Consider the following 25,723-nt stretch of genomic DNA (forward strand, 5'->3'; position numbering starts at 1 on the left):
GTCTTAAAATTTATTAATCAATAAGCGTGAATCAAAGAGTTCCAAGACTGCCTCTGTCAGCACTTTGAGTGTAGCCAAACGGTTAGCTCGAATGGTCTCATCGTCGGCATTAACCTTGTTGTCATCGAAGTAGGCTTCAATCACCGGTACTAGGTTATCCAGATACATGTAGAGGGCATCAACTGAAATCTTGTATTGGTCAATTTTAGCAGCAGCTTCTAGCAGCTTAGCCTCAGAATCCGTTTGGGCTAGGTCTAAGTTAAGCTGAGCCTCTTCCTGGACTTTAGCTCCCAGATTGACCACCCGGGTAATGGCTTCTAAGAAGCGTTTATAGGCCGTTGGATTCTTATCCTTGTGGGTCTTTAGGAAATGGGCTACATAGTTGGCCTTGCCTACTTCTAAGTGCTTAGCTGCCCCAATCCCTTGGATTTGGTCCATATCGACAGATTGGTTACGTAAATGCACAGCAACCCGTGCCCAGACAAAATCAGCTAGCTGCTTCAAGAGTTCTTGTTCGCCCTCATAGGCTTCCACTAAGTGCTTAAAGACTGGTAACAAGTCTAAGTCCCAAGCGCGATCTAAGAGGATTTCCACAATCCCCATGGCCGTACGACGAAGGGCGTAAGGGTCGTTAGAACCCGTTGGGATTAAGCCAACCTTGAAGTATTGGAATAAGGTGTCAAGCTTGTCAGCCAAGGCCAAGAGTGCACCGGCATCTTGGTCAGGCAGCGCGCCACCGCTCGTAGTAGGCAGGTACTGGGTCCCAATGGCCTGAGCCACCAAGGCCTCTTCCCCGTAATGACGAGCGTAGATTTCCCCGATTTGACCTTGGAGTTCGTCGAACTCGCCAACCACTTGGGTCATGAGGTCAAACTTGTAGATTTGGCTAGCCCGTAAAGCTGCCTCATAAGACGCGTGATCTAAGCTTAGGTCCCCTTGTAGTTGACTAATTAAGGCACCAACACGCACTTGTTTGTCAGCCAAAGTGCCTAACTTAAAGTGTTCATTAACGTTGGCTAGTTTACCGACAAAGAAGTTTAAGTCATGTTTGAGGTCTTCTTGATAGAAGAATAAGGCATCTTCCAAGCGAGCCCGCAAGACTTTTTGATTACCTTTAACGACGTTGGCTAAGTGCTGATCATTCCCGTTACGTACTGAAATGAAGACAGGCAAGAGCTCACCTTTAGCATCTAAGGCATAGAAGTAACGTTGGTGATCACGCATGGCGGTAATCAAGACACAGTGTGGCACTGATAAATACTTTTCTTCGAAGTCACCATAGAAAACGGTTGGCCATTCAACAATAGCAGTCACTTCTTCTAGCAAGTCTTCATCAACTGGTACTTGCCAGCCTTGAGCAGAAGCTAAATCAGCCAATTGTTGACGGATATTAGCCCGACGCTCTTCAAAGTCTACTAGGACATGCTGCTCACGTAAGGCCTCCACATAGTCTGTGGCATTTGCTAAGGTCACATCATGGCCTAAGAAACGATGGCCACGAGAGATGCGGTCTGATTTAACGCCAACAAACTCTAAAGGCACCAATTCTTGGTCTAGGAGGGCCACAATCCAGTGAACAGGACGGATGAATGGAATCTCATAGTCATGCCAAGTCATGGTAACTGGGAAGGTCATGGCTTCCAAGATACGATTAAGTCCTGACAAGACTTGGTCTGCAGCTTGACCTGGCAAATGCTTGTTAACGAAGATATAGTCTTCACCTTTGATGCTTTCTACAATCACATCTTCTTGGCTGGCGCCTTGGCCTTTAATAAAGCCAAGAGCTGCTTTAGTCCAATTGCCTTCCGCGTCTTTGGCGATTTTAAGGGATGGGCCTTTTGCCTTGCTAGATACATCCTCACTACGCTCAGCCAAGCCATGGACTAGGACCGCCAAACGGCGTGGAGTAGCATAGGCGCTAAGGCTCTCGTAAGCTAAACGCTCTTCTGCTAAGAAGTCAGCCATCCGTTTTTCTAATTGTTGTGATAAATCTAAGAGGAAGCGTGCAGGAATTTCTTCCATGCCAATTTCAAGTAAAAATTCTGCCATGGTCTAGGCCTCGCTTTCTGATTTTTTAAGGAGTGGGAAGCCAAGGGCTTCACGTTCAGCCACAAAGGCTTGGGCAACAGAACGCGCCATCTTACGAATGCGACCTAAGTAACCGGCACGGTCTGAGACGGAAATCATACCACGTGCATCGAGTAAGTTGAAGGTATGGCTACACTTGAGGATGTAGTCATAGGCTGGATGGACCAAACCTAAGTCAATCAATTTAAGTGCTTCTTGCTCAAACTCGGTAAACAAGGTGAAGAGCAAGTCGCTATTGCTTTGCTCGAAAGCATAAACGGAGTGCTCACGTTCAGGTTGACGGAAGATATCGCCATACTTGACGCCTTCCACCCACTCCAGTTCATAGACATCTTCAACGTCCAGGATATACATAGCCAAACGCTCTAGACCATAAGTAATCTCGCTAGTCACTGGATGGCACTTAAGCCCCCCTACTTGTTGGAAGTAGGTGAATTGGGTAATTTCCATCCCATCAATCCACACTTCCCAACCTAAACCGGCACAGCCTAGGGAAGGATTCTCCCAGTTGTCTTCAACGAAACGAATGTCATGTTCCAAAGGATCAATCCCGATGGCTTCTAAACTCTCTAAATAGAGTTCTTGCACATTCAGGGGCGATGGCTTCATGACCACCTGCAGTTGGTGGTGTTGGAAGAGGCGGTTAGGGTTCTCCCCGTAACGACCATCTGCTGGACGTCTGGAAGGTTCGACGTAGCAGGCATTCCAAGGTTCTGGGCCGATGGCACGTAAGAAGGTGTAAGGGCTCATGGTCCCTGCCCCTTTCTCCGTATCATAGCTTTGTAAAACCAGACAGCCTTGCTTAGCCCAGAATTGCTGTAAGGTCATGATAATATCTTGCATGGTTTTCTTCTTCATGATGCTTCCTCCTTTATAGCGGGGACGGCAAACCCCTGGCGACAAATAAAAAGTCCCTATGGTAATCCACTGACCACCATAGGGACGAAGATAACTTCGCGGTTCCACCCTATTTCTAGTTACATTGAACTAGCGCTTCATTTATGCCTATGAGTGACTTAAAAACTACCATCGATTTGCTCTGGCTTCCACCGTCCCAGAGTCGCTAGGCTATCTTCTTTTAATTGCGCTTTTAATCCCCTTTATTATAGGGCATGACGGCCTTTAAGTCAAGCAAAGTCGTGCTTTTAATGACCAGCTAGGCGTCCTGTTTTTTTGTTCAAAACAGGACGCCTAGCTGGTCTCAATATGTTGCTTACTCTAAGAAGTCTTTCAATTGTTTAGAACGACTTGGGTGGCGGAGCTTGCGCAAGGCTTTGGCCTCGATCTGACGAATCCGCTCACGAGTAACACCGAAGACTTTCCCTACTTGTTCTAGGGTCCGAATGTTGCCATCGTCTAAACCAAAGCGCAGACGTAAAACATTCTCTTCGCGGTCGGTCAAGGTATCCAAGACATCTTCTAATTGCTCCCGCAATAAAGCAGAAGAAGTGAAGACTTCTGGGCTCATTGCTCCTTCATCTTCGATGAAGTCGCCTAAATGAGAGTCGTCCTCTTCCCCGATTGGTGTTTCTAAGGAAACAGGCTCTTGGGCAATCTTGAGGATTTCACGCACTTTTTCAGTTGGCAGGTCCATTTCAGCCCCGATTTCTTCAGGTGTTGGTTCGCGACCTAAATCTTGCAATAGCTGTCTTTGGACCCGAACCAGCTTGTTAATGGTCTCTACCATATGAACTGGGATTCGGATAGTACGAGCTTGGTCGGCGATGGCGCGAGTAATAGCCTGACGAATCCACCAGGTAGCATAAGTAGAGAACTTAAAGCCCTTGGTGTGGTCGAACTTTTCAACGGCCTTCATCAAGCCCATGTTCCCTTCTTGAATTAAATCTAGGAACTGCATGCCACGGCCCACATAACGTTTGGCAATGGAAACCACTAAACGTAGGTTAGCTTCAGCCAGTTCTTGCTTAGCGATGTCGTCACCACCTTGGATACGAACGGCCAAGTTGATTTCTTCCTCAGCACTTAAGAGTGGCACATTCCCAATCTCCTTAAGGTACATACGGACAGGGTCACTAACCTTGAGCTTGGAAGTCGCGGTTTTAGATTCAGCAGCTAAATCAGCCTGCAATTGTTCTTCTTCACGGACCATTTGTTGCTTGGTTGGTCCCCCATCATCACCGACAACAGAAACCCCATTATCTTCGACGATTTGGATTAAAGTATCAATCCCGTCAGCATCTAGTCCGTAAGGGCTGGCGATTTTCTCCGTTAATTCGTCATAGTGGACTTGTCCTTCTGACTTTTTAGCCAGAATAAGGGCTTGGACCGCCTCTAGATAGGGTGAGGCGACGTCTTGATTTGGAGTTAACTTTAGATCTTTTTCTTCAGCCATATAAGAACCTCCTAGTTTTTCTTTAATTGCCGGCTTAAGCGCAGTATTTCAACCAAGTATTCATTCATCTTGGTCTTATCCCCACGTATTTGGGCTTGTTTGAGTTTGTTTTGTAGCTCCTTAAGCTGAATCTCAGTAAAGGCAGCATCAATGGTTTTGACGCAATCTTGCATGGCCTGCTCCGAATAATCGGTTTGGGCATAATCCCAAATCAGGCTGGCCAAGTATTGTTGCTCATCAGGGCTGGCTTCCACATCTAAGATACCGGTCAGAGGCAGTCGGCCTCCTTTTTCATAATAGAAGTGTTCCAGCTGATAATAAATAGCTTGAGCGCTTGGATGGACAAAGAGCAGAGGCTGGTCTAAGCCTTCAATAAACTGCCAAGCTGGCTCATTAAAAATTAGATTAGACAGGATGTAACGCTCGCAATGATAGGCCTTAAGTGACTTGATTTGGTCATCTAATGCCCCTGGCTTAGCTTGGACTGGATTAGACGGAAGTGCCTGATCCGAGAATCCCGTAGAATGGGCCTTATCCCACTTGTCAGGTGATTCTTGCTTGGGTCTATCGCTCTCCTTAGCCCGTTCCTTGCGATGGCGATAGGACACTTGTGCCAGTTGCTCTTCCAACATGGCCAAGTCTAAACCGAATTCCTCGGCTAAGGCCTGCAAACGCATGGTCCGCTCAATCGGTGACGGCAACTGAGCGACTAAGTCTAAGAGCCGATTAATATAGAGTGCTCGCTGTTCAAGGTCTGCTAACTGGTATTCCTGTTGAAGATAATTCTTTAGGAATTCATAGCGCGGAATGGCCTGGTTAATCAGCGACTTGAAGCTATCAGCCCCACGGGACTTAATCCACTCATCGGGGTCCAACTTACCAGGAATAGAAACAGCCTTAATGGTATGACGCGGTAAAGTAAGGCTTAACTCAAAAGCCCGAGCAGTTGCTTTTTGACCTGCAGCATCGCCATCAAAGACAAAAATAATTTCCTGAGTCACCTTGCCTAACTGACCAAGGTGTTGGCTGGTCAAGCTAGTCCCCATGGTCGCCACAGCCTGCGGGAAACCGGCCTGGCTCAGGGCAATCACATCCAGATAACCTTCGCAGATTAGAACCTGGTTGAGACGACGAATATGGGGCCGAGCTTGAGCAAAATGATAAATCAAGGATGATTTATGGAAAATATCGGTCTCGGGAGAGTTGACGTATTTGGCAACTTTTGGGTCATCGCCAGGATTGGCTTGGTAGATACGCCCCGAAAAGGCGACCGTCCTACCTTGGCGGTCCTCCAAGGGAAAGATAATCCGACCATGGAAACGATCCATCAAACCTTGGCTAGCTTCATAGAAAATCCCTGATTGTAGCATTTCTTCATGGTTAAAACCCGCTTCCGTCAGGTACTGAATCAGCAACTGAGGATTATCAGGCGCTAGTCCCAAATGAAAGTCTGCCAGTGTTTCTTCCTTAAGCTCACGTTGCTTTAAGTAAGCATAGGCTGCCTCCCCCGCTACCGTTTGAGTTAGGTAGAAGTGATAGAAATCACGGGCTTTTTCATGTAAATCAAGCAAACGTTGATGGGGCTGACTGACAGCCTGCCCCGTTTCAAAATAGCGACTATCGAGGGCAATATTGGATAGTTCAGCTACCTTCTTAACTGCTTCTGGAAAGCTAATTCCTTCCATTTCCTGCAGAAAGCCAAAGACATTGCCCCCTCTACCACAGGAAAAACACTTATAAATCTGCTTGTCCGGGCTAACCGAGAAAGAAGGATTGTTATCTTCATGGAAGGGACAAGAGCAAGTATAGTTATTACCGCGCTTGGTCAGGGCTACATATTGGTTGATAATAGCCACGATATCGGCTTCTTTTTTTACCGATTCAATGATGTCATTAGGAATACCCGCCATCTGACGCCCTCCCTTACTGAACTGCTTTAAACAGAGTTGTTGCGGGGCTTAGCCCGATAGAGACAGTAAGCACCCAATAAGAATTGAATAATGATGGCGAAGAGCCCCTTAAGCGAGTCACCTGTCATCTGCGCGACTAGGGCCAAGATGGTGGTCCCTAGTACGGAAGAGAATTTACCAAAAATATTATAGAAACCAAAGAATTGGTTGGTCTTTTGCTTAGGAATCAACTGGCCAAAGTAAGAACGACTCAGCGCCTGAATGCCTCCTTGGGCGGTCCCTACTAAGATAGCCAAAATCAAGAAGTCCCGGAAACCAGACAACCTAAGAGCGAAGACACAGATGACCACATAGGTCCCAATGCCGAAGAAGAGTAAAGTGCGGCTGCCAAAACGTTTAGCTAAGGCTCCATAGGCCAGTGATGACGGAAAGGCCACGACCTGAACCACTAGGAGAATAATAATCAATTGGTTGGCAGGCAAACCCAAATCGCTGCCCACAGAGGTCGCCATTTTGATAATGGTCCCTACCCCATCAATATAGAGGAAGTAACCCACTAAGAACCATAAAATGGTTGGATAATGTTTGAGCTCTCCCACTGTTTCCTTAAGTGAGCGCAAGGTGGATTTAACCAAACCATCGTGGTGCTCGATGTAGGAGACTTGCTTAACATGACGCCAATAAGGCACAGTAAAGACAAACCACCAAATGGCCGTGATCAAGAAGCCAACATTGACTAAATCACGCGATGACAGCCAACCTGACAGCTGCAAAGCAAAGAAAATCAGAAAGGCAAAGACACTGCCAATATAACCATAGGCATAGCCTGCTGAGCTAACCATATCCAAGCGTTGCTCAGTGGTCACATCCATAATGGAAGAGTCGTAAAAGACATTGGATAAGGAAAAACCTATAGCGGACAAGGTGTAAACCACCAAGAGATAGAGCCAGGCATTTGGCCCGGCAAAAATCATGGCCAATACACTCCCGATCCCAAGTAGGGTCCCGAAGGTAAAGAGCGGTCCCCGCACCCCTTTGTAGTCAGCACTGGTTCCCAAGAAAGGCGACATGACAGCCACCACAATGGTAGATAGGGAGTTGGCGTAACCCAGATAGGCTGTGGAAGTGGCCGGTGCCATGCCCACACTATCGGTTACGGCCTTATAAAAAATAGGAAAAATAGCGGCTGTAATCATCAAAGAATAGACGGAGTTAGCCCAGTCTTGGAGAATCCAAGCCCACTCCTTCTTTGTATAGCCTGAGAGAAATTTCTTCATAGCAAGCCTCCCTAGTCTTCAATTTGGGCTTCAATCACGTCCCAGATATCTTGCGCGCCATAGCCCGTTTCAGCTGAAAAGGGGAAAAGCGCGTCGACCGTCGGCAAATCCAAGGCCTTCTTATACATGGATAAATGCTTATTCCATTGGCTCTTCTTAATCTTGTCCACCTTGGTCAGGATGATGGCATAAGGAATCTCGGCTTCATCAGCAAAGTCCTTCATGGCCTTATCTAACTCGGTTGGCTCATGGCGGAAATCCATCAAGAGAAAGAGCACGCGAACATTGTCCCGATTCAGGAGATAATGTTCAATCATCTTGCCCCACTCTGCCCGCGCAGTCTTGGAGACCCGAGCATAACCATAGCCAGGCACATCGACAAAACGGAAAGCCTGATTAATGTCATAGAAATTAAGGGTTTGGGTCTTACCAGGTTGGCTGGAAGTACGTGCCAGACCCTTTCGCCCAATCATTTTATTAATGAAAGAAGACTTGCCCACATTAGAGCGCCCCGCCAGAGCCACTTCAGGCAAGGCATCTTGTGGATATTGCTTTGGGCTGACGGCACTAATGACTAATTCTGCCTGACTTACCTTCATGAAGCAGTCTCCTTTTGCGGTTTGATACGCTTGTTGTGCTTGTTGTAATAGAAAGGCTGGTGGCTACCTAGCACCGTATCTTCTGTAATGACAATACGGCTGATATTTTCGTCACTTGGGACGATAAACATAATATCCAACATGACGGATTCCAGGATAGAACGGAGGCCACGTGCGCCAGTATTGCGCTCAATCGCCTGCTTGGCAATGGCAATCAGGGCCTTTTCCTTGAATTCTAGCTCTACACCATCAATTTGGAAGAGGCGTTGATATTGTTTAACCAAGGCATTCTTAGGTTCTGTTAAGATACGAACCAAGTCCTCTTGGGTTAACTTCTCTAACATGGCCATAACAGGCAAACGCCCTATAAACTCTGGGATCAAACCAAACTTCAAGAGGTCTTCTGACGTGACTTGTTGCATGAGCGACTTGGATTGATCCAACTTGCCATTGCTGCTACCAAAACCAATGACTTTGCTACCTAAGCGTTCCTTGACAATGGTCTCGATACCATCAAAGGCGCCTCCTACAATAAAGAGAATTTGCGAGGTATCCAGTTGGATGAACTCTTGGTTAGGATGCTTACGGCCACCCTTAGGTGGGATGTTAGCGATCGTCCCTTCCAAAATCTTGAGCAAGGCTTGTTGGACCCCTTCTCCACTAACATCGCGGGTAATGGAGACATTCTCACTCTTACGGGCAATCTTGTCGATTTCATCGACATAGATAATGCCGTGTTGAGCTTTTTCAATATCATAGTCTGCTGCTTGAACCAACTTGAGTAAGATGTTTTCCACATCTTCCCCCACATAGCCAGCTTCAGTTAGGCTAGTCGCATCAGCAATCGCAAAAGGCACATTAAGTAACTTGGCCAAGGACTGGGCAAGGAAAGTCTTCCCGGAGCCCGTTGGGCCAATCAGACAGATATTGCTCTTTTGTAATTCAATATCCGCTTCATGTGTGGCAATGCTAGCGTTAATACGTTTGTAGTGGTTGTAGACGGCAACTGCCAAGGATTTCTTGGCTTCAGTCTGGCCGATGACGTATTGGTTAAGATGGGCCATGATTTCGGCAGGTTTGAGGACGCTCACGCCACTAAAACCTTCTGAATCACCGACCATATCCTGACGAATGATTTCCTCGCATAGGCCTACACATTCATCACAAATATAGACATCTGGCCCTGCTATAATCTTATTGACTTCATCTTGGGACTTGCCACAGAACGAGCAATAGTAGCCGCCATGATTCCCGGTATGGTTACTGGTCATGGTAATCGATCCTTCCTCTAACGTACATAATGAGGGATGCAGATAGTCATCGTTGAACTTAAGACTCTCGCAACCCTCATTTATAGTTATTCTAATAGGTTTATTTTATTATTTTTCTACCGCAGAATCAACAATTAAGCTCATTGCCTTCTTCATACGGATGTCAGCAGTTAACATATCAGTTGACACAAATTGTTTGACTTGGTCAGCAGACATGTTGTATTGAGATGCCAAGTCAGCGACTTCAGCGTCGATTTCAGCATCCGTTACTTGAATGTCTTCAGCCTTAACGATGGCTTCTAATACTAAGTTAGTCTTAGTACGTAATTCAGCTTCTTCAGCGAATTGAGCACGTAAGCCTTCAGCGTTAGTACCAGTGATTTGGAAGTATAAGTCTTCGTTAATCCCTTGACGTTTCAAGTTATTGGTGAAGTGAGATACTTGACGGTTGATTTCGTCTTCTACCATTACTTCTGGTAATTCAACGATTTCAGCATTCTTAACCGCTTGACGTAAAGCTAAGTCTTCTACAACTTCCTTAGCAGCAGTCTTTTTAGACTCTTCTAATTGAACACGGATTTTATTTTCTAATTCAGCTAAGCTTTCAACTTCTGAATCCACGTCTTTTGCAAATTCGTCATCTAATTCAGGTAATTCTTTGGCTTTTACTTCGTGAACGGTTACTTTGAAGACAGCGTCTTGACCTTTAAGGTTTTCTGCATGGTAAGCTTCTGGGAAGGTTACTTTCACTTCCACTTGGTCGCCTGCTTTGGTCCCAACTAATTGGTCTTCAAAGCCTGGGATGAAGCTGTTAGAACCAAGTTCTAATGAGTGGTTTTCACCCTTACCGCCTTCAAATGCTTGGTCACCCAAGAAACCTTCGAAGTCGATAACCACTGTATCGCCTAATTCAGCTGCGCCTTCTTTAACAACGAGTTCAGCCAAACCTAAACGACGAGATTCTAATTCGTCCTTAACATCTTGATCAGACACTTGACGGTCTTGTGCTTCTACTTCTAAGCCCTTGTAGTCGCCTAATTTCACTTCTGGTTTTAAGACAACTTCAGCTTTTAATACCCAAGGTTGACCTGCTTCGAGTTTTTCGATGTCAATCTTTGGTTCAGTTACCACTTCTAATTCAGCCTCTTGAATAGCTTTAGATAAATGAACTGGCAAGAGAGCGTTCAAGGCATCTTCGTAGAGCGCTGCTTCCCCATATACATTGTTGAAGATTTGACGTGGCACTTTCCCCTTACGGAAACCAGGTACTGACAAACGTTTTTGTACCTTCTTGAATGCTGTGTCTAAAGCTTTCTTCACATCTTCTACTGGAATTTCAAAGGTTAATACCCCTGTATTTGTTGCTTGTTTTTCGAATTTCGCTACCATGTAACTTTCCTCCATAGCTTCTTGTTTATTTACACACTCCACAATTTTAACTGAAAGCATCCAATTTGTAAACAGATTTCCCCTATTTTTACTGACTTTTCCTCAGATTTGACTCCATTAAGTGGGACCACCTATTTTCTCTACCTATTCCACGTATGGAAGTAAGTAGCCATAGCCCTTACTTTCCATCTGGTCCTTAGGAATGAAGGTAATGGAAGCTGAGTTAATACAATAGCGGAGGCCACCCTTGTCCTTAGGCCCATCATCAAAGACATGTCCCAAATGAGAGTTACCAGAACGTGACCGGACTTCAATCCGCCTCATGTTAAAGCTAGTGTCTTCCTTATAGCGTGCTACATCCGCTGAGATAGGCTTGGTAAAGCTAGGCCAGCCGCAACCCGAGTCATACTTATCCTTAGAGGAGAAGAGTGGCTCCCCAGTAGCGACATCCACATAGATACCTGGCTCCTTATTATCCCAATATTGGTTGGAAAAGGCCTGCTCGGTGTTATTTTCCTGGGTCACAGCGTATTGAGCAGGGCTTAATTTTTCCTTCAGTTCTTGATCACTTGGTTTGGGATAGAGGCTGACATCAATCAAGGGATCCTGCGCCTTCTTGAGATCGATGTGGCAGTAACCGTTAGGATGTTTGGTCAGATAGTCTTGATGTTCTTCCTCAGCCTTAACATAGTTTTTAAGAGGCTCCAATTCAACCTTGAGTTCTTGGCCCAATTCTTCCGCCTTTTCCTTCATTACTGCTTGGGCGACAGCCATATCCTCTTCGCTCTCATAATAAATACCCGTCCGATATTGTCGGCCCTCATCATTGCCTTGCTTATTAAGGGAAAGCGGATCTACAACCCGGAAGTAATAGAGTAAGAGTTGACGCACATCTAGTTTACTGGCATCATAGGTGATTTTAACCGTTTCGGCGTGGTCAGTCTGACCGATTAAGGTATAGTTGGTGATGTCTGACGTCCCATTGGCATAGCCAGATTCCACATCAAGCACCCCATCAATTTGCTCAAAATAAGCTTCTAGGCCCCAAAAACAGCCACCTGCTAGATAGAGAGTCTTGAGATTCTCGGCTTTGACTTCTTCCTTGCTTGAAGTACTAGAAGAACTAGTAGCATTTGCCGCAAGGGCGGCTTCTACCCGGCTTTCGATATTTTGGGCGGTCAGGCCAGAATGAGAGGTCCGCCACCAGACAAGCGTAATTACCCCTAGAACCGCAATTAAGCCGGTTAATAAATAACGTTTATCCATTATAGTTTCCTTCTTTCAAATTTTAAGAACCTTCCTTAGTCCATGCTAGCCAATTGATCTAAGACACTTTGCCGATCCATATGGCCTAATTGGACCTTTACTAGTTCCCCCTTGGAATTGATAAAGGCCGAAGTGGGATAGGCCACAACCCCTAATTGCTTCATAAAATCACCTGACTGGTCCACTAAGACCGGCAAATGCGTATAATCTAGGCCGGAAAACCACTTGGTAAAATCGGCCAGTGGCTTTTCATTTCGAATTTCAGGTGCCACCATGGATAAGACGACCACATCATTTCCTTGATTGCTTTCATCAGCTAAGGCGTCGACATCCTTGAGTCCTGCTAGGCAGATAGAACACCAGGAGGCCCAGAATTTAATGTAGACTTTCTTGCCTCGCAAATCTTCTAACTTATAAGTTTTACCATGAATATCTTGAAAGGTCCCGCTTAAGCTTTGCCCTGCTTCTTGCTTTTGGGAAGACGTGTTTGTTTGTGTGGCGCTAGCTGTTTTGTTGGCATTACTCGCCTCCTGATGAGGTTGGCAGGCCGCTAGACAGCCTGAACTTAAACTTACTAGACCTAAGACTTGCCAAAATTTACGTGTAAAATGTGACATATTGTTTGCCTCTTTTTCCTAGATTTTGTTGAACATAACCAGAATACCGACCAATATGATGAGGACAGCCCCCACCCGTTTAATCAGCATCATGTGTTGTTTGGCCACATTAAGCCATTTGACGAGAGATGATGATACCACTGCCAAGAGTAAGAAAGGTACTGACAGGCCCAAAGCATAGACGAAGAGTAAGCTTCCACCGTACCAAGCACTGGCCCCTGTGGTGGTCACTAAGGCTAAGACAGAACTCAAGACTGGCCCGACACAAGGCGTCCAACCAAAGCTAAAGCTCAGTCCCAATAGAAAGCTCCGCGTTAATTCCCCAGCCTTTTTAGCCTCCATCTGGACGGTCTTTTGGCGACTAAGCCATGGAATCTCCACTAATTCCAGCTGATAAATTCCCATCAGCACGATTATGCCCCCTAGCACATAGCGGGTATAGTGACCATAGACGATTTGTCCCAAGAGACTGGCCGCAAAGCCTAACATGAAGAAAATCAGCGAAATACCTGACATGAAAGCCAAAACCTTCAAGACTGGCAAGAGATAAAAGCTATAATTGCCAATTTTTACCTTCTTGTCCCCGGTCTCTCCCATAAAGGTTCCCATATACAAAGGAAACAATGGCAAGACACATGGGGATAAAAAGGAAAGTATTCCCGCCCCAAAGACTGTTAAATAATACGATATCGACATAAAATCCCTCCTGCGAATAATTACATACCTATTATAAGTCCTAATTGCTAGATTATCATTTATTTTGATTGGGAACAGCTACTTCCTTAAAAAAGTGCCTATTTATGAACTTTTTGTGTAATTTCAGGGCACTTATAGCGAAATACTAGGCGGGAGGGGCTTGCTTCTAGTATAATAAGGTGAAGGAGTGAGTGGAATGGTTAAATATCCAGCTGGTTCAGCCCGGCATAGAGCCATTAATAAACCAGCAGGGCAAAGCATAGAGCCACCTAAAGCTGGGACTATGCAAAATCTCAAGGCATCCAAAAAGCCTACTCAGTACGGTAGCCGAGGCATGTCCTTAGAAGATCGTATTAATCAATCCAACCAATACTACCTCAGTCATAACCTGGCGGTGATCCACAAGAAACCGACACCGATCCAAATCGTCAAGGTGGATTTCCCGCGTCGTAGCGCTGCTCGGATAACCGAGGCCTACTATCGCCAAGCCTCGACAACAGACTACAACGGCCTCTATTTAGGTCGCTATCTGGATTTTGAAGCTAAGGAAACGACTAATAAAACTAGTTTCCCACTGGCCAACTTACCAGACCACCAGATTGAGCACATGCGACAATGCCACCAACAAGGCGGTATCGTCTTTCTCTTAATTAGCTTCAAAGTGCATGACAAGGTCTATTTACTTCCCTTCCCTGCCCTCGATCAGTGGTTGGAAAGTCAGAAGCGCAAGAGCTTGCCCCTCACTTACCTGGAAAGCCATGGCTACCTCTGCCAACAAGGGGTCTTTCCTATGATTGATTATTTAGCAGCTGTGGACCTCTGGCTCCAAGCTCATTAGTTTGACAAGAAAGGAGGGATTGACTTGGTAACTGGAAGTCGTCTCGAACGCAAGAAATATCAAGCCTCCCAACAAGAATCTACGCCTCTTGATTCGTCTGAGAATCAAGGCCGACAAAAGAAGAAAGGTAAAAAAGCTGGTAAGAAACCCCTTTGGCGCCGTATCCTTAAATACTGCCTGATTGCCTTCTTCAGTCTCTTTATTTTGGCAGTTGCCTCAGGGGCCGCCATCTTTATCTACTACTCCTCTTCTGCCCCACAAATCACGGAAGCAGATTTGGTCGGTCAGATGCCAAGTAAAATCTATGACCAAAAAGGCAACCTAATCAAGGAATTAGGTAATCAGAGCCGCGACCTCATGCAGGCCAATGAAATACCTGAAAACCTAAAAAATGCTGTGATTGCTATTGAAGACGGTCGTTTCTACAATCACAACGGGATTGACCCCATTCGGATTGCGGGTGCCTTTGTCCGTAATATTCGCAGAGGTCGAATTTCCGAAGGTGGCTCGACCATTACCCAGCAATTAGTCAAGAACTCGGTCTTCTCGACTGACTTTAAGGACCAAACCTTAAAACGTAAGGTCCAGGAAGCCTGGTTAGCCATGCAACTGGAGCGTGAGTACACCAAGGACCAAATACTGACCTTCTATCTCAACAAGCTTTTCTATTCTAATAATACCTACGGCGCTAAGACAGCTGCCCGCCTCTTCTTCGGCAAGGAACTCAGTCAGTTAACCGTTGGTGAAGCGGCTCTCTTAGCCGGGATTCCACAAGCACCATCCTCTTACGACCCCTATTCTTTCCCAGAAGCTGCCCAAGAGCGTCGCGATATCGTCCTGAGCGTCATGCTACGTCGCAAATTGATTAGTCAAGCCCAATACGACGAGGCCGTCGCTCAATCAGTCAGCTCCATGCTCAAACCATTGGATCAGAACACCATGGATAACACTGATATGGTCTTAGATTCTTATTTGGATGTGGTCGCCAAGGAAGTCAAGGATAAGATGAATCTGGACATCTTCACTGATGGTGTCGAAGTCTATACTAACCTCAACTGGGATGCTCAAAAGCAAGCCTATGACTTGGTCAACAACGACTCTTCCCTCTTCCCAAATGATAAGATGCAGACAGCTATTTCTATTGTGGACGTCACTAATGGCCAGCTCCAAGCTGTCATTGGCGGTCGTAAGCAAAACGTCTATCTAGGTCTCAACCGCGCCAATGCGCTGAACCGCAGTATCGGCTCAACCATGAAGCCACTGGCTGACTATGGGCCTGCCTTCGAGTACCTCAACTACTCGACCGGGACCACCGTGGTCGATGAGCCTTATACCTATAAAAATGGTGGTGAGCTCCAAAACTTTGACTTTGAATATAAGGGCAAAATGACTCTGCGTGAAGCTTTAGCTGGTTCGCGCAATATCCCTGCCCTCAAGATGCTGCATGCAGTCGGCATGGACAATGCCTATGCCTTCCTGCAAAAACTCAACATTAACATTAGCAATAATGACAAGAAAGAGTTAGTGGAAGCCAACGCCATTGGTGGGGAAGTCTCCCCTATCCAGCTTTCAGCGGCTTACGCGGCGATTGCCAACTACGGGGAATACCATGCCCCTTATGCAGTACGTCGTGTTGTAACCTCTGCTGGAACTGTGCGTGACTTCGATTCTCCAGGATCTCGTGCCATGAAGGATTCCACCGCTTATATGCTGACCGATATCCTTAAAGGGGTTCCTGGCGAATTCGCCGCAGCTGCCAAGCTAGATGGCATCCCTAATGCAGGTAAGACTGGGACAACCAACTATACGGCAGAGCAACTGAGCCAATTAGGTCTGGATGCTAGCACCTATGCTGCCCCAGATGGCTGGTTTGCTGGTTTTACTACCAAATATGCCATGGTCACTTGGGTCGGTTATGATAATCCCTATGAAGCCGGTAATTATCTGACCTTAGAACAAACCCGCCTACCTCAAAAAATCTATGCCAAACTCATGACCTCGCTTATGGCTAACCAGAGCAAGTCTGACTGGACCATGCCAAGCAGCTTGGTCAAGGCTGATATTGAGAAATACACGGAGCCCTTGCTACTCCCTGGCCCATACACACCACGGGAAATGATTTCCTCCGAGCTTTTCATTAAGGGGTCGGAACCTAAGGAACAATCCCTCAATTATGGCCGCCATATTGCTGCTCCTACTGGATTCGACGCTAACTACAACCAACAAACACGTACCATTCACGCCACATGGGGACCATTAACTGGCTCCGGCACCTTCGAATTATCCGTCAACGGGACTGTGGTCTACCAAGGGACAGGTACAAGCTTTGATATTCCTGCCCATGAAATCCAGGATTACGTCTTACGACTGAGAATTGTGGATGGTAACAGTAGTTCCGATACGCTAGTAATCACTGTGAGTCTCAAGTCCGAGTCTAGCTCTTCAAGTAGCCAACCAAATCCGAATGAGCAAGGAGAAAATAACCCGCAATCGCCTAACAACCGAGGCAACCAACCTAACCAGCCGGGTCAACCGAGTCAGCCTAACCAACCAGGCCAGAACGGTAACCAACCAGGTAACCAAAATCAACCTGGCCAAAATGGTAACACGGGTCAACCTTAGGCTGAGCTCATCAAAATACCCCATCACCTCTTGGTGATGGGGTATTTTCTTATGGTTTGGCTGTCTTAACCAGTTCAGGATCTACCAAAAACTGAATCAGAGATGGGGCCTGCTGATTGAGATGGCGGAAACTATAGCGATTGACATGCGTAATAGCTGTATCTTCTGCCGTCAAACTCCATAGGTAGAAGCCTTCAAGCTCTAGGCTGGCCTTGTTGACCACATAATCCACCCCGTAGACGGCTTCCCCTTCGCGTTTGAGATTAGAGATATCGATAGCACCAGCCAATTTAGCTAGGCCATCGTAGTCATTCTCAAAGGTCAAACGATAGGTTGTCGTTGTGGCGCTTGCCGGATCATTAATGGGTTGGCCAGCTTCATCAGTTGGATTAAAAGTTTGAACCTGGTCGGAATGATCTATCAAGGATTTCACTGCTAAATCATAGAAATCGATTGGCTCCACGTTTTCTTCTTTAACACCACCATCTTCTGTCTTGCTATAGCGCTTTTGCCCGAGTTGATACTGATAGCCTTTGATTTGCTTGTCCTGGATAGTCCCTATGGCTTGTGCCAGGACCTGGCCATTTTGGCTATTGGTTAGATAAAGCAAATTACTATCCTGGTCGCCTGCTTGACGTCCTTCTGTCACTTCGTAAGTCGTAATCGCCTGGGTTGGGTTAGCCGCCTTAAAGGCTTCTAACCACTGGCCTTCTGCAACTTCCAAGGGACTTGCTTGAGCCTCTAAATCAGGCTTAAGACTATCCTTAGTCGTGGACTCCTCTGGGACTTGGCTTGTGCTCTTAGCTTGATAGACATGACTGGAATCTCCGTCTGTAACGGTCAGCTTAAGCGCGGCCTCAAGCATCTGACCAGTCTCACTGTCAACCAGATAAGTCAAGTCTGCCTGATAAGTAGCCTGAGCTGAGAAACTTTCAGGCAAATCCAGCAGGCTAACTAGGCCTTGAATTAACTCAGGATTGGTCACAGTCTTATTAATCCGCCATTGACCTTCAGGTGCCTCAGCATCCAGTAACGAGCTGTCTTCTCCTTCAATTAGGAGTTTGGCCCAATAGAGGTAGCTCATGGAGTTCTTGGCATTGTCATTTTGACTCCACGCCGCATGAGGTGAGGCCACATAATGGTGTTCTCCGTCGAAGTAGAACTCCAGGTCATAGTGGGCATCCTTGACCGTGGTCACGGTCTTAGTGCGATAGGCTTTCAAGGCTCCCGCTTCATAAAATTGCTGACTATCAGCGGTTGCCTGCCAGTCTCCACCCTCTTGCTTAAGAGAAGTTTTAACTTGGACCGTACTTAATTTTTCGTAAAATTCATGCACCTTATTAAGAGCTTGATAGCGTTGACGCGTCGCTTCATCAAGCGAAGATTGACTAGTAGCTGACTCGGGTGGACCATAGAGGGCATCTCCGCCTTGAGCAGCGTCGCGCGGCTTAGCTTGGCAGGCTGTCAAAAGACAAGCCAGACTAAGCAAGGAAATAATGGTGGATTTTTTCATGTAATAATAAAACTCGCTTTCTAAACTTAAGCCTTTTGGCCTTTTTCACTCTTCCAGAGAGAATAAGACCGCTTGAAGGCATGGATAACCCCTTTGTCACTAGTCGAGAGAACGGTCGCCTGGTAAAAGGTCAAGGCCAACCAGAAGGAAAAGACCATAAAGGCAAAACAGCCAAGTAGGCAGAGAACAATTTCCAAATTTGAGACCGTCTCTGTAGCTAGACGAACCGGCATGACAAATGGAGAAGTAAATGGCACCCAAGAGCCGATGACCACAACAGGTGAATTAGGTTGTTGGAGACCATAGACGGCAATATAGAAACCAATGATGGTAGTGAAGATGACCGGCTGAATCGACTTTTGGACATCCTCCAGTCGTGTGGCGATCGATCCTAACAAAACGGATAGAATCATATAGGCCAACATCCCCATCAAAGCAAAGACTAGACTTAAACCAAAGCTAGGCAAAATCCCTAACAAGAGCGGTTTAAATGGCTCTAGGTAGCTAAAAATACTGGATACGCCAGTCATGAAATAGAAGCCGATTCCTAAGATCAGGTAAATACCAATTTGGGTAGCCATTATCAGTGAAGCACCTAGAATCTTACCTAATAAATGTTGTTTGGCAGGAATGGAGGATAGGATGATTTCCATGACCCGGTTGCCCTTCTCCAAGGCCACTTCCTGAGCAAAAATTGAACTGTAAGCTAAAATCAACATATAGGATAGCATAATGGCCACAAAGGCAGCCCCCATGCGGGCCATGACTTGAAGGGACCTAGCATCCTCTTCTGAATAGGTCCCGTCCTTGCTTTCCTTGAGATTAATCTTACCGATTGACACCTTACTGGAACGAATGGTGGCAATTTGCTGAACATTTAGGTTAAGGCTTTGACCTATTTTGCTGAGTTGGTAGCGATTGAGGCTTTCAGCCAAATCAGACAAGGTCAGGCTATGGGCGGTAGACTTTTGGTAATAAGTAGCTTGCACACGCCCATTGTCTTCTTTGACCATTAAATAGCCGTTAACTCCTTTTTGGTTAAGGGATTGGCGAGCACTGGCTTCATCATCATAATAGGCCAACTTATAAGTCAAATTATCCTGGGCTAAGCTATCTTTTAAGCCCTGATCTTGACTGACAATAGCGATGGTCTCATTGGCATTACTCGATTCATCATTGGCAATAAAGTAGCCAATCAAGACAGAAACACCCATGATAATAAAGGGCGCAAAAACCATGAAGAAGAAACCCCAACTCTTGACATTTTTGCGATAGACTTCCTTGGCGATAATCCATAATTTACTCATGGTCAGACACCTCTACTTTCAACTTGAAAATCTCATCTAAGGTTGGCGGTTGTTGACTAAATTGGGCAATATACTTTCCTTGTGTCACTGCGTCAAAGATGGCATGACCGGCGGACTCCTCGCTTAGAATCAAATGATAGCGATGACCGCTTAGGTGACGGACCTTTTCTACGCCTGGTAGGGCTTGAAGTTGGGCTTGATTCCAGTCAGGACTTTCTAGGAAAATACGGGTCCGGCCGAAGGACTCCTTAACCTCGTCAACCGTTCCTGACAGCACCTGTTTACCATAGTGAATCATGACCAAATGGTCGCAAATTTCTTCTACGTTATTCATATTATGACTAGAGAATATAATGGAAGAACCCTTGGCCTTGAGCTCTAGAATACCTTGCTTGAGTAAGTCCGCATTAACCGGGTCTAGACCTGAAAATGGCTCATCTAGAATCATGAGTTTTGGCTCATGAATTAAGGTCGCGATGAGTTGCACCTTCTGTTGATTCCCTTTAGACAGACTCTTAATTTTATCGCTTCTTTTACCTCTGACATCGAATTTTTCCATCCAATAATCAATTTTTTCAAGAACATGGGCCTTCTTCATGCCGCGCAGTTCGGCAAAGAAGACAATTTGATCTTCGATGGTCATCTTATCATATAAGCCACGTTCTTCCGGCAAATAGCCTACCGTATCATAGACCTGGCTACTCATAGGCTGCCCTTGCCACTCAATGGATGCACCAGGTTCTAAATTCAAGAAATTGAGAATCATCCGAAAAATCGTAGTCTTACCTGACCCGTTCTGACCAATAATTCCCATAATACTACCTGGCTGCACCGTAAAGGAGACATCATTGACAGCGCACAAGTCGCCGAAGTGCTTAACTAAATGCTTTACTTCTAACACAAAAAACACCTACTCTCTACAGGTTTTTGCATAATAATGTTTACGTATTCAGTATAGCACTTTAGCTATGGGCATACAAGATTAGCTTATCTTTTTGACTGGCTAGGCTCACTTTTAGGATAGGTGGATTGAGCTGCTTCCAGAACTGTTCGCCACCCCTCCCAACCCCAATCACTCCACTCATATCGGATGGCGCCATGATAGGGTGTTGCAAAATAAGGAATCCCCCTATTACTTAGTTTAGCCAGGGTATCGGGATGAGGATGGTGATAAGTATTGTGAACCCCAGCAGACAACAAGGCTAACTTAGGCTGCAGGTGGTTGAGCAAGGCATCTGAACTGCTAAAGCGACTGCCATGATGGGCGCATTTGAGAATATCGGCCTGAATTTCAGGGAAACGTTCAATCAAGGCCTGCTCATATTCACCCGACATATCACCTAAATTAAGTAAACGGTGCCTACCCATCGCTAGAGTTGCGGCAATAGAGGCGTCGTTGGGGGCCGTCGCCTGATTAAAATTATTGGTGTAGAAGATCAGCCCATCCTTGATTGAATAGGATTGACCTGGTCCTAAGATATGGACTTGGGTCTTTGCCGCCAGATAGGGCTTGATTTCCTGCCATACTGGATGGCTAGCGGTATGCTGGCTAATCCAGAGATTGTCGATGGCCACTTCCTGACTGAGACTAGCCAGGCTACCAATATGGTCTAAATCCGAGTGGGTAATCATGACCCCGGTCAGCGAGCCGATCCCTTGCGCTTTGAGGGCGGGAATCAGATTATAATAGCCATATTGAGTGTCAAAACTCGGCCCTTCCCTGCTAGCTGGATAAGGTGGCCTGCCACCTGTATCAATCAACCAGGCTTCCTTTGACCAGGCTGCTTGGTAGACTAGACTATCCCCCTGCCCTACATCCAATATGGTGACACTAGACTGCCAATGCAAGTATGGTTTAAGTCCCAGTATTAAGCCATAAGAGCATGCAATAACCACTCCCGTTGACCAAGGATGGCGCCATCCCCATCGTAACCAGACTAGGAATAGGGTCAGAAATATCAGCCAGTAAATAAGACTTAAACGCCCAGTTATGACATGCCAGGAGAAGAATTTGCTCAGAGGCGCTAGCATTTCTAGTAAGCATTGATAAATCCTATCCAATAAACTCGCTAGCCTGTCTAAGCCTGGCAAAATGAGCGCTAGGCCTGACACTAAGGCTAGCGGCATAATAAGCGATTCAAAGACAATCCCTAAGAGAAATATGGCCAAGACTTGTAGCGGATACCATTCATAACGCCAATCCATCATAAGAGGCCAGGTAATGAGCAAACAAGCTAAGAGTATGTAGACTTGATGGCGCCAAGTATAGTGTTTTGGGTGCTCCATGGCTTGATTCGAAAATATGAGTACAGCTGACAAGCCAAAGCTCAGCAGGTAGGCCGGCTGAAAGACTAGGCCAGGCTGGCAAAGTAAACAGGCCAGTCCTACAAGACTTAGCCGGTCCATAGACGTCATACTTTGGTCGCCAAAACGCTTAGAAAAAGCCACTAGTCCCCAACTTCCTAAGACTCTAATGCTGCCAATAGGCCAACCACATAGCCAGCTATAGAAGAGGAGAAAGAGAGGCAGCAAGAAAGCAACACTTTCTTTAAGGCAACCTAAGCGCAAAAAGAAACGACTCAGCATTCGTCTTAAATAGAGCAAATGAAAGCCAGAGATAGCGAAGAAATGACTTAGGCCAAGCACCCCCAAACTCACCGACTGGTCGCGAAAGCCCGGGGTCTGCTGATTAAATAGAAGCCGTAAAACCAAGCTGGTCCAGGAAGCCTCTTGCTCTTTCCACCTAGCCAAGGGCGACAAACACCACTGTCGTAGGGCTTCCATAGCTCCTAAAGACAGTGGCTTCGGTTGAATGGCAGACACTACCTTAAAGTCTAGTACCCAATCAATCCCCTTATCTGCTAAGCTTTGCTGATAGTCATAGACCCCAAAATTACGGGCTCGCTCTGCTTTTTTAAGACTAGCCTGCCCCTTGACTTCCATCACCTCATAGCCTAGATTCCACTTAATATCGCCCTGCCCCTTTGCCAGAACAGGCAGGAGACGACCGTCAGAAAATCTTAATTGACCTATGCCCTGCCAACCTGTGGCCGTATGCTTGACTTGGCTAGGTGCTAGAATTAGCTGATAGGTTTGCGCTATGTCCGGCTCTATCCTTTGATTAAGTTGAGACTGCTCATAGTATTGCCAGGTCCATTTACTCAAGCACCAGATGCTTAAGACCAAGCAAGCCAAGAGGCAGTTTCGCCGATGACATTTAGGTCCTAGAAAGCAAAGCCGAACAATTAGGATGACTAAGGCCAGGCTCCAAGCCCAGTTTTCGTGATATAGCATGCTAATGAAAACTGCAGCATAGATCCATAGTAGAAACCATTTATGTCTCAAGGACTCAAGGCTGCTTGCTAGCAGGAGACAGTCATTTGACCAATATCTTTTGAGCTTATCCTTCATTGGAAAATCACCAGATCTCTTAACTTTTCCAGCATCTTAGGCCCGATGCCCTTGACTTTGCCTAAGTCCTCAAGCGAATGAAAGGAGCCGTTTGTCGTCCGGTAGTCAATAATAGCTTGGGCTTTTTTAGCCCCAATACCGGGCAAAGTCTCTAATTGAGCCAAATCGGCTTGGTTGACATTAACCTTGCCACTATTAGGACTAGGACTAGAAACTAAGGGATCCTGACTTCCTACCACGTTAGCTTGCGGTCCCTGGCTCTCAGCCTCCCATTCCGCCATGGTGGGTACATAGAGACTCTGCTGATCCACTAGGAGTTGTGCTTGGTTAAGGGCCCGCTCGGCCGCATCTTCCGTCAAACCACCCGCCATTTCCAGCAGGTCAAAGACCCGACTACCCTGATCTAGGGCATAGACACCTGGATGCTTGACGGCTCCCTTGAGGTCTACATAAATCTTATCGGGCTGGGAGGATTGCTGTGAAGAGATTGGCTCAGGAAGCCTACTGGAACTGATAGAAGACTCTTCTTGCATTATGGGCCGTCTTGGGCGCAAGTTAAGCCATATTAAGCCAATGACAATGCCTATAATTCCTATGGCAAATAAGCCAACTAACCACCATTTTAGCTTAGCTGCACCTGTCTTAAGTTGATACTGGGATTCCATATAATGCCTCCTCAAAAAGTCTTCATATATATATACCCCTTTGCCCTGATTTAATCCGAAAATTCTCTATTAAATTTGCATGACAGCACAAAAAAACGCCCTACCTAATGGTAGAGCGTTGATGATTATAAGTGAGGTGAGCTTAGATGATCGCTGCTGCACCGCGGTAGATTAAACCACGACGCGCATCTACAGTGATTAATTCACCATCTGCCACGTTAGAAAGCACATCTTTAGCTGCTACGATGACAGGAATTCCTTTTTCAAGCCCCATGATGGCTGCATGAGAAGTGATCCCGCCTTCTTCAGTAACAAGGGCACCGATTTTATCGAATGCTGGCAAGAAGTCCTTGTCAGTTGCACGAGTTACTAAGATAGTCCCAGCAGTGGCTTTCGCATTGGCAGTGGCCGCGTCAGTTGCTAAAACAGCCTTACCGATAAAATTGCCGTTACCGACGCCTTCACCTTTCGCTAATTGAGTCCCAATCGCTTGAATTTTCATCAAGTTAGTGGTCCCTGCTTCACCAACTGGTACACCAGCAGTGATTAAGATCAAGTCGCCTTCTTTAGCGAAGCCTTTTTCTTGAACCAAAGCTGTTGCGCTATCCATCATTTCGTCTGTTGAAGTTGGACGGTCGATAACGTAAGGGATAACACCCCATGCTACAGCTAATGAACGTTGAGTTTCTTCGTCGAAAGTAGCTGCCACGATGTGAGCGTTTGGACGGTATTTAGAAATCATCAAAGCAGTGTGACCTGAGCTTGTAGGTGCTACGATAGTTTCGATACCTAAGTTCTTAGCAGTGTGACCAACTGCTTGGCCGATTGCTTCAGTCATGTCAGAACGGTCGAAGCGTTTGATGCTGAATGCATCGTGTTCGTGCAATTCTTTTTCAGTACGAACACAGATAGCAGCCATAGTCTTAACTGCTTCTTCTGGGAAGTCCCCTGCTGCAGTTTCACCAGAAAGCATAACTGCGTCAGTCCCGTCGAAGATAGCGTTGGCAACGTCCCCAGCTTCCGCACGAGTTGGACGTGGGTTGCGTTGCATAGAGTCTAACATTTGAGTTGCTGTTACAACTGGTTTACCAGCTTGGTTACATTTCTTGATGATGTATTTTTGAACGATTGGCACTTCGTGAGTTGGGATTTCTACCCCTAAGTCACCACGAGCTACCATGATACCGTCAGATACAGACAAGATTTCGTCGATGTTGTCGACCCCTTCTTGGTTCTCAATCTTAGAGATGATCTTAACGTTTGGACGACCTTCTTGTTCTAAGATTTCACGGATTTCCATAACGTCGCTAGCACGACGAACGAAAGATGCAGCGATGAAGTCGATCCCTTCGCGAACACCGAAGCGGATGTCAGCAGCGTCTTTTTCAGTGATCCCTGGTAAGTTGATGGAAACGTTAGGAACGTTAACACCCTTCTTAGATTTGATTACGCCAGAGTTTTGAATTTCAGTCACTAATTCTTGGTTAGCGTGATCGATTTCAGTTACCAATAAGTCAACTAAACCGTCATCCAAAAGAATGTGGCTACCTACTTCAACGTCGTTGATTAAGTTAGCGTAAGTTACAGAGAATTTGTCCTTAGTCCCTAAGACTTCAGTCATAGAAATACGAACAGTTGCGCCCTTAACTAAGTCGATGGCATTGTCTTGCATGTCGTTAGTACGGATTTCTGGACCTTTGGTATCCAAGAGAATGGCGCAAAGTTTGCCGGTAGCTTGACGGGCAGCCTTCAAGTTGTTGAAGCGTTCTAAGTGTTCTTCGTGAGAACCGTGAGAGAAGTTGAAACGTGCAACGTTCATCCCTGCTTCAATCAACTTTGCCATTTGTTCTGCTGTGTTAGAAGCAGGACCCATGGTACAAATAATCTTAGTTTTTTTCATT

The 25,723-nt window shown here is 46.1% G+C and carries 19 protein-coding genes; 2 read left to right on the top strand and 17 right to left on the bottom strand.

All coding sequences use genetic code 11. From position 1 onward, the window contains the following. Window positions 1-3: 3 nt before the first annotated feature. The 11 genes from glyS to HMPREF3093_RS00145 all read right to left on the bottom strand — a co-directional run bounded on the left by glyS (window position 4) and on the right by HMPREF3093_RS00145 (window position 13,466). Window positions 4-2,049 carry a glycine--tRNA ligase subunit beta gene (gene glyS, locus HMPREF3093_RS00095; protein ID WP_070755036.1) on the bottom strand — a complete coding sequence of 682 codons (2,046 nt, stop codon included), beginning with the start codon at window positions 2,047-2,049 and terminating at the stop codon, window positions 4-6. A 3-nt stretch (window positions 2,050-2,052) separates the two neighbouring features. Then, entirely contained in the window at window positions 2,053-2,946 is an 894-nt protein-coding gene (gene glyQ / locus HMPREF3093_RS00100; RefSeq protein ID WP_070755037.1) for a glycine--tRNA ligase subunit alpha, read from the bottom strand. Window positions 2,947-3,301: 355 nt separating this feature from the next. Then, window positions 3,302-4,441, bottom strand: coding sequence for an RNA polymerase sigma factor RpoD (rpoD, locus tag HMPREF3093_RS00105; protein ID WP_023392004.1), 1,140 nt, complete (start codon window positions 4,439-4,441; stop codon window positions 3,302-3,304). Window positions 4,442-4,452: 11 nt separating this feature from the next. Continuing rightward, window positions 4,453-6,351, bottom strand: coding sequence for a DNA primase (gene dnaG / locus HMPREF3093_RS00110; RefSeq protein ID WP_070755038.1), 1,899 nt, complete (start codon window positions 6,349-6,351; stop codon window positions 4,453-4,455). 26 nt (window positions 6,352-6,377) lie between these two features. Continuing rightward, a complete protein-coding gene (locus HMPREF3093_RS00115; protein ID WP_070755039.1) occupies window positions 6,378-7,628 on the bottom strand; it encodes an MFS transporter in 1,251 nt (416 codons plus the stop codon). 11 nt (window positions 7,629-7,639) lie between these two features. Continuing rightward, window positions 7,640-8,227: a ribosome biogenesis GTP-binding protein YihA/YsxC gene (yihA, locus tag HMPREF3093_RS00120; RefSeq protein WP_070755040.1), complete on the bottom strand. Its 588-nt coding sequence runs from the start codon at window positions 8,225-8,227 to the stop codon at window positions 7,640-7,642. Continuing rightward, window positions 8,224-9,498, bottom strand: coding sequence for an ATP-dependent Clp protease ATP-binding subunit ClpX (gene clpX / locus HMPREF3093_RS00125; protein ID WP_070755041.1), 1,275 nt, complete (start codon window positions 9,496-9,498; stop codon window positions 8,224-8,226). Before clpX ends, yihA begins: the two co-directional genes overlap by 4 nt. A gap of 108 nt (window positions 9,499-9,606) precedes the next feature. Then, complete coding sequence (gene tig / locus HMPREF3093_RS00130) at window positions 9,607-10,887, bottom strand: trigger factor (protein WP_070755042.1); 1,281 nt, start codon at window positions 10,885-10,887, stop codon at window positions 9,607-9,609. A gap of 144 nt (window positions 10,888-11,031) precedes the next feature. After that, window positions 11,032-12,153 (bottom strand): peptide-methionine (R)-S-oxide reductase MsrB, encoded by a 1,122-nt coding sequence (msrB, locus tag HMPREF3093_RS00135; RefSeq protein WP_070755043.1) that lies wholly within the window; start codon window positions 12,151-12,153, stop codon window positions 11,032-11,034. 35 nt (window positions 12,154-12,188) lie between these two features. After that, entirely contained in the window at window positions 12,189-12,770 is a 582-nt protein-coding gene (locus HMPREF3093_RS00140) for a redoxin family protein (protein WP_070755044.1), read from the bottom strand. An 18-nt stretch (window positions 12,771-12,788) separates the two neighbouring features. Beyond that, complete coding sequence (locus tag HMPREF3093_RS00145) at window positions 12,789-13,466, bottom strand: cytochrome c biogenesis CcdA family protein (protein WP_070755045.1); 678 nt, start codon at window positions 13,464-13,466, stop codon at window positions 12,789-12,791. A gap of 196 nt (window positions 13,467-13,662) precedes the next feature. On the opposite strand from HMPREF3093_RS00145, the gene recU reads away from it, so the two are divergent. Continuing rightward, the gene (gene recU / locus HMPREF3093_RS00150) at window positions 13,663-14,304 is read left to right on the top strand and encodes a Holliday junction resolvase RecU (protein ID WP_083316211.1); all 642 of its coding nucleotides are present in this window, start codon (window positions 13,663-13,665) and stop codon (window positions 14,302-14,304) included. Window positions 14,305-14,328: 24 nt separating this feature from the next. After that, window positions 14,329-16,926: a transglycosylase domain-containing protein gene (locus HMPREF3093_RS00155; RefSeq protein WP_070755046.1), complete on the top strand. Its 2,598-nt coding sequence runs from the start codon at window positions 14,329-14,331 to the stop codon at window positions 16,924-16,926. 49 nt (window positions 16,927-16,975) lie between these two features. Here the strand turns inward: HMPREF3093_RS00155 and HMPREF3093_RS00160 are convergent, their stop codons facing one another. From HMPREF3093_RS00160 to pyk, 6 genes are all read right to left on the bottom strand, one after another. Continuing rightward, window positions 16,976-18,439 (bottom strand): hypothetical protein, encoded by a 1,464-nt coding sequence (locus HMPREF3093_RS00160; RefSeq protein WP_070755047.1) that lies wholly within the window; start codon window positions 18,437-18,439, stop codon window positions 16,976-16,978. 26 nt (window positions 18,440-18,465) lie between these two features. Next, a complete protein-coding gene (locus HMPREF3093_RS00165) occupies window positions 18,466-19,746 on the bottom strand; it encodes an ABC transporter permease (RefSeq protein ID WP_070755048.1) in 1,281 nt (426 codons plus the stop codon). Continuing rightward, complete coding sequence (locus HMPREF3093_RS00170; RefSeq protein ID WP_070755049.1) at window positions 19,739-20,647, bottom strand: ABC transporter ATP-binding protein; 909 nt, start codon at window positions 20,645-20,647, stop codon at window positions 19,739-19,741. The genes HMPREF3093_RS00165 and HMPREF3093_RS00170 overlap by 8 nt, the downstream gene beginning before the upstream one ends. Window positions 20,648-20,733: 86 nt before the next feature. Beyond that, the gene (locus tag HMPREF3093_RS00175) at window positions 20,734-23,040 is read right to left on the bottom strand and encodes a DNA internalization-related competence protein ComEC/Rec2 (RefSeq protein ID WP_180363240.1); all 2,307 of its coding nucleotides are present in this window, start codon (window positions 23,038-23,040) and stop codon (window positions 20,734-20,736) included. Window positions 23,041-23,153: 113 nt separating this feature from the next. Continuing rightward, window positions 23,154-23,822 carry a ComEA family DNA-binding protein gene (locus HMPREF3093_RS00180; RefSeq protein ID WP_070755051.1) on the bottom strand — a complete coding sequence of 223 codons (669 nt, stop codon included), beginning with the start codon at window positions 23,820-23,822 and terminating at the stop codon, window positions 23,154-23,156. Window positions 23,823-23,964: 142 nt separating this feature from the next. Next, window positions 23,965-25,722 (bottom strand): pyruvate kinase, encoded by a 1,758-nt coding sequence (pyk, locus tag HMPREF3093_RS00185; RefSeq protein WP_023391987.1) that lies wholly within the window; start codon window positions 25,720-25,722, stop codon window positions 23,965-23,967. Between the last annotated feature and the right edge of the window lies 1 nt (window position 25,723).

Origin of the sequence: Abiotrophia sp. HMSC24B09 (assembly GCF_001815865.1) — a bacterium.
Lineage (GTDB): Bacteria > Bacillota > Bacilli > Lactobacillales > Aerococcaceae > Abiotrophia.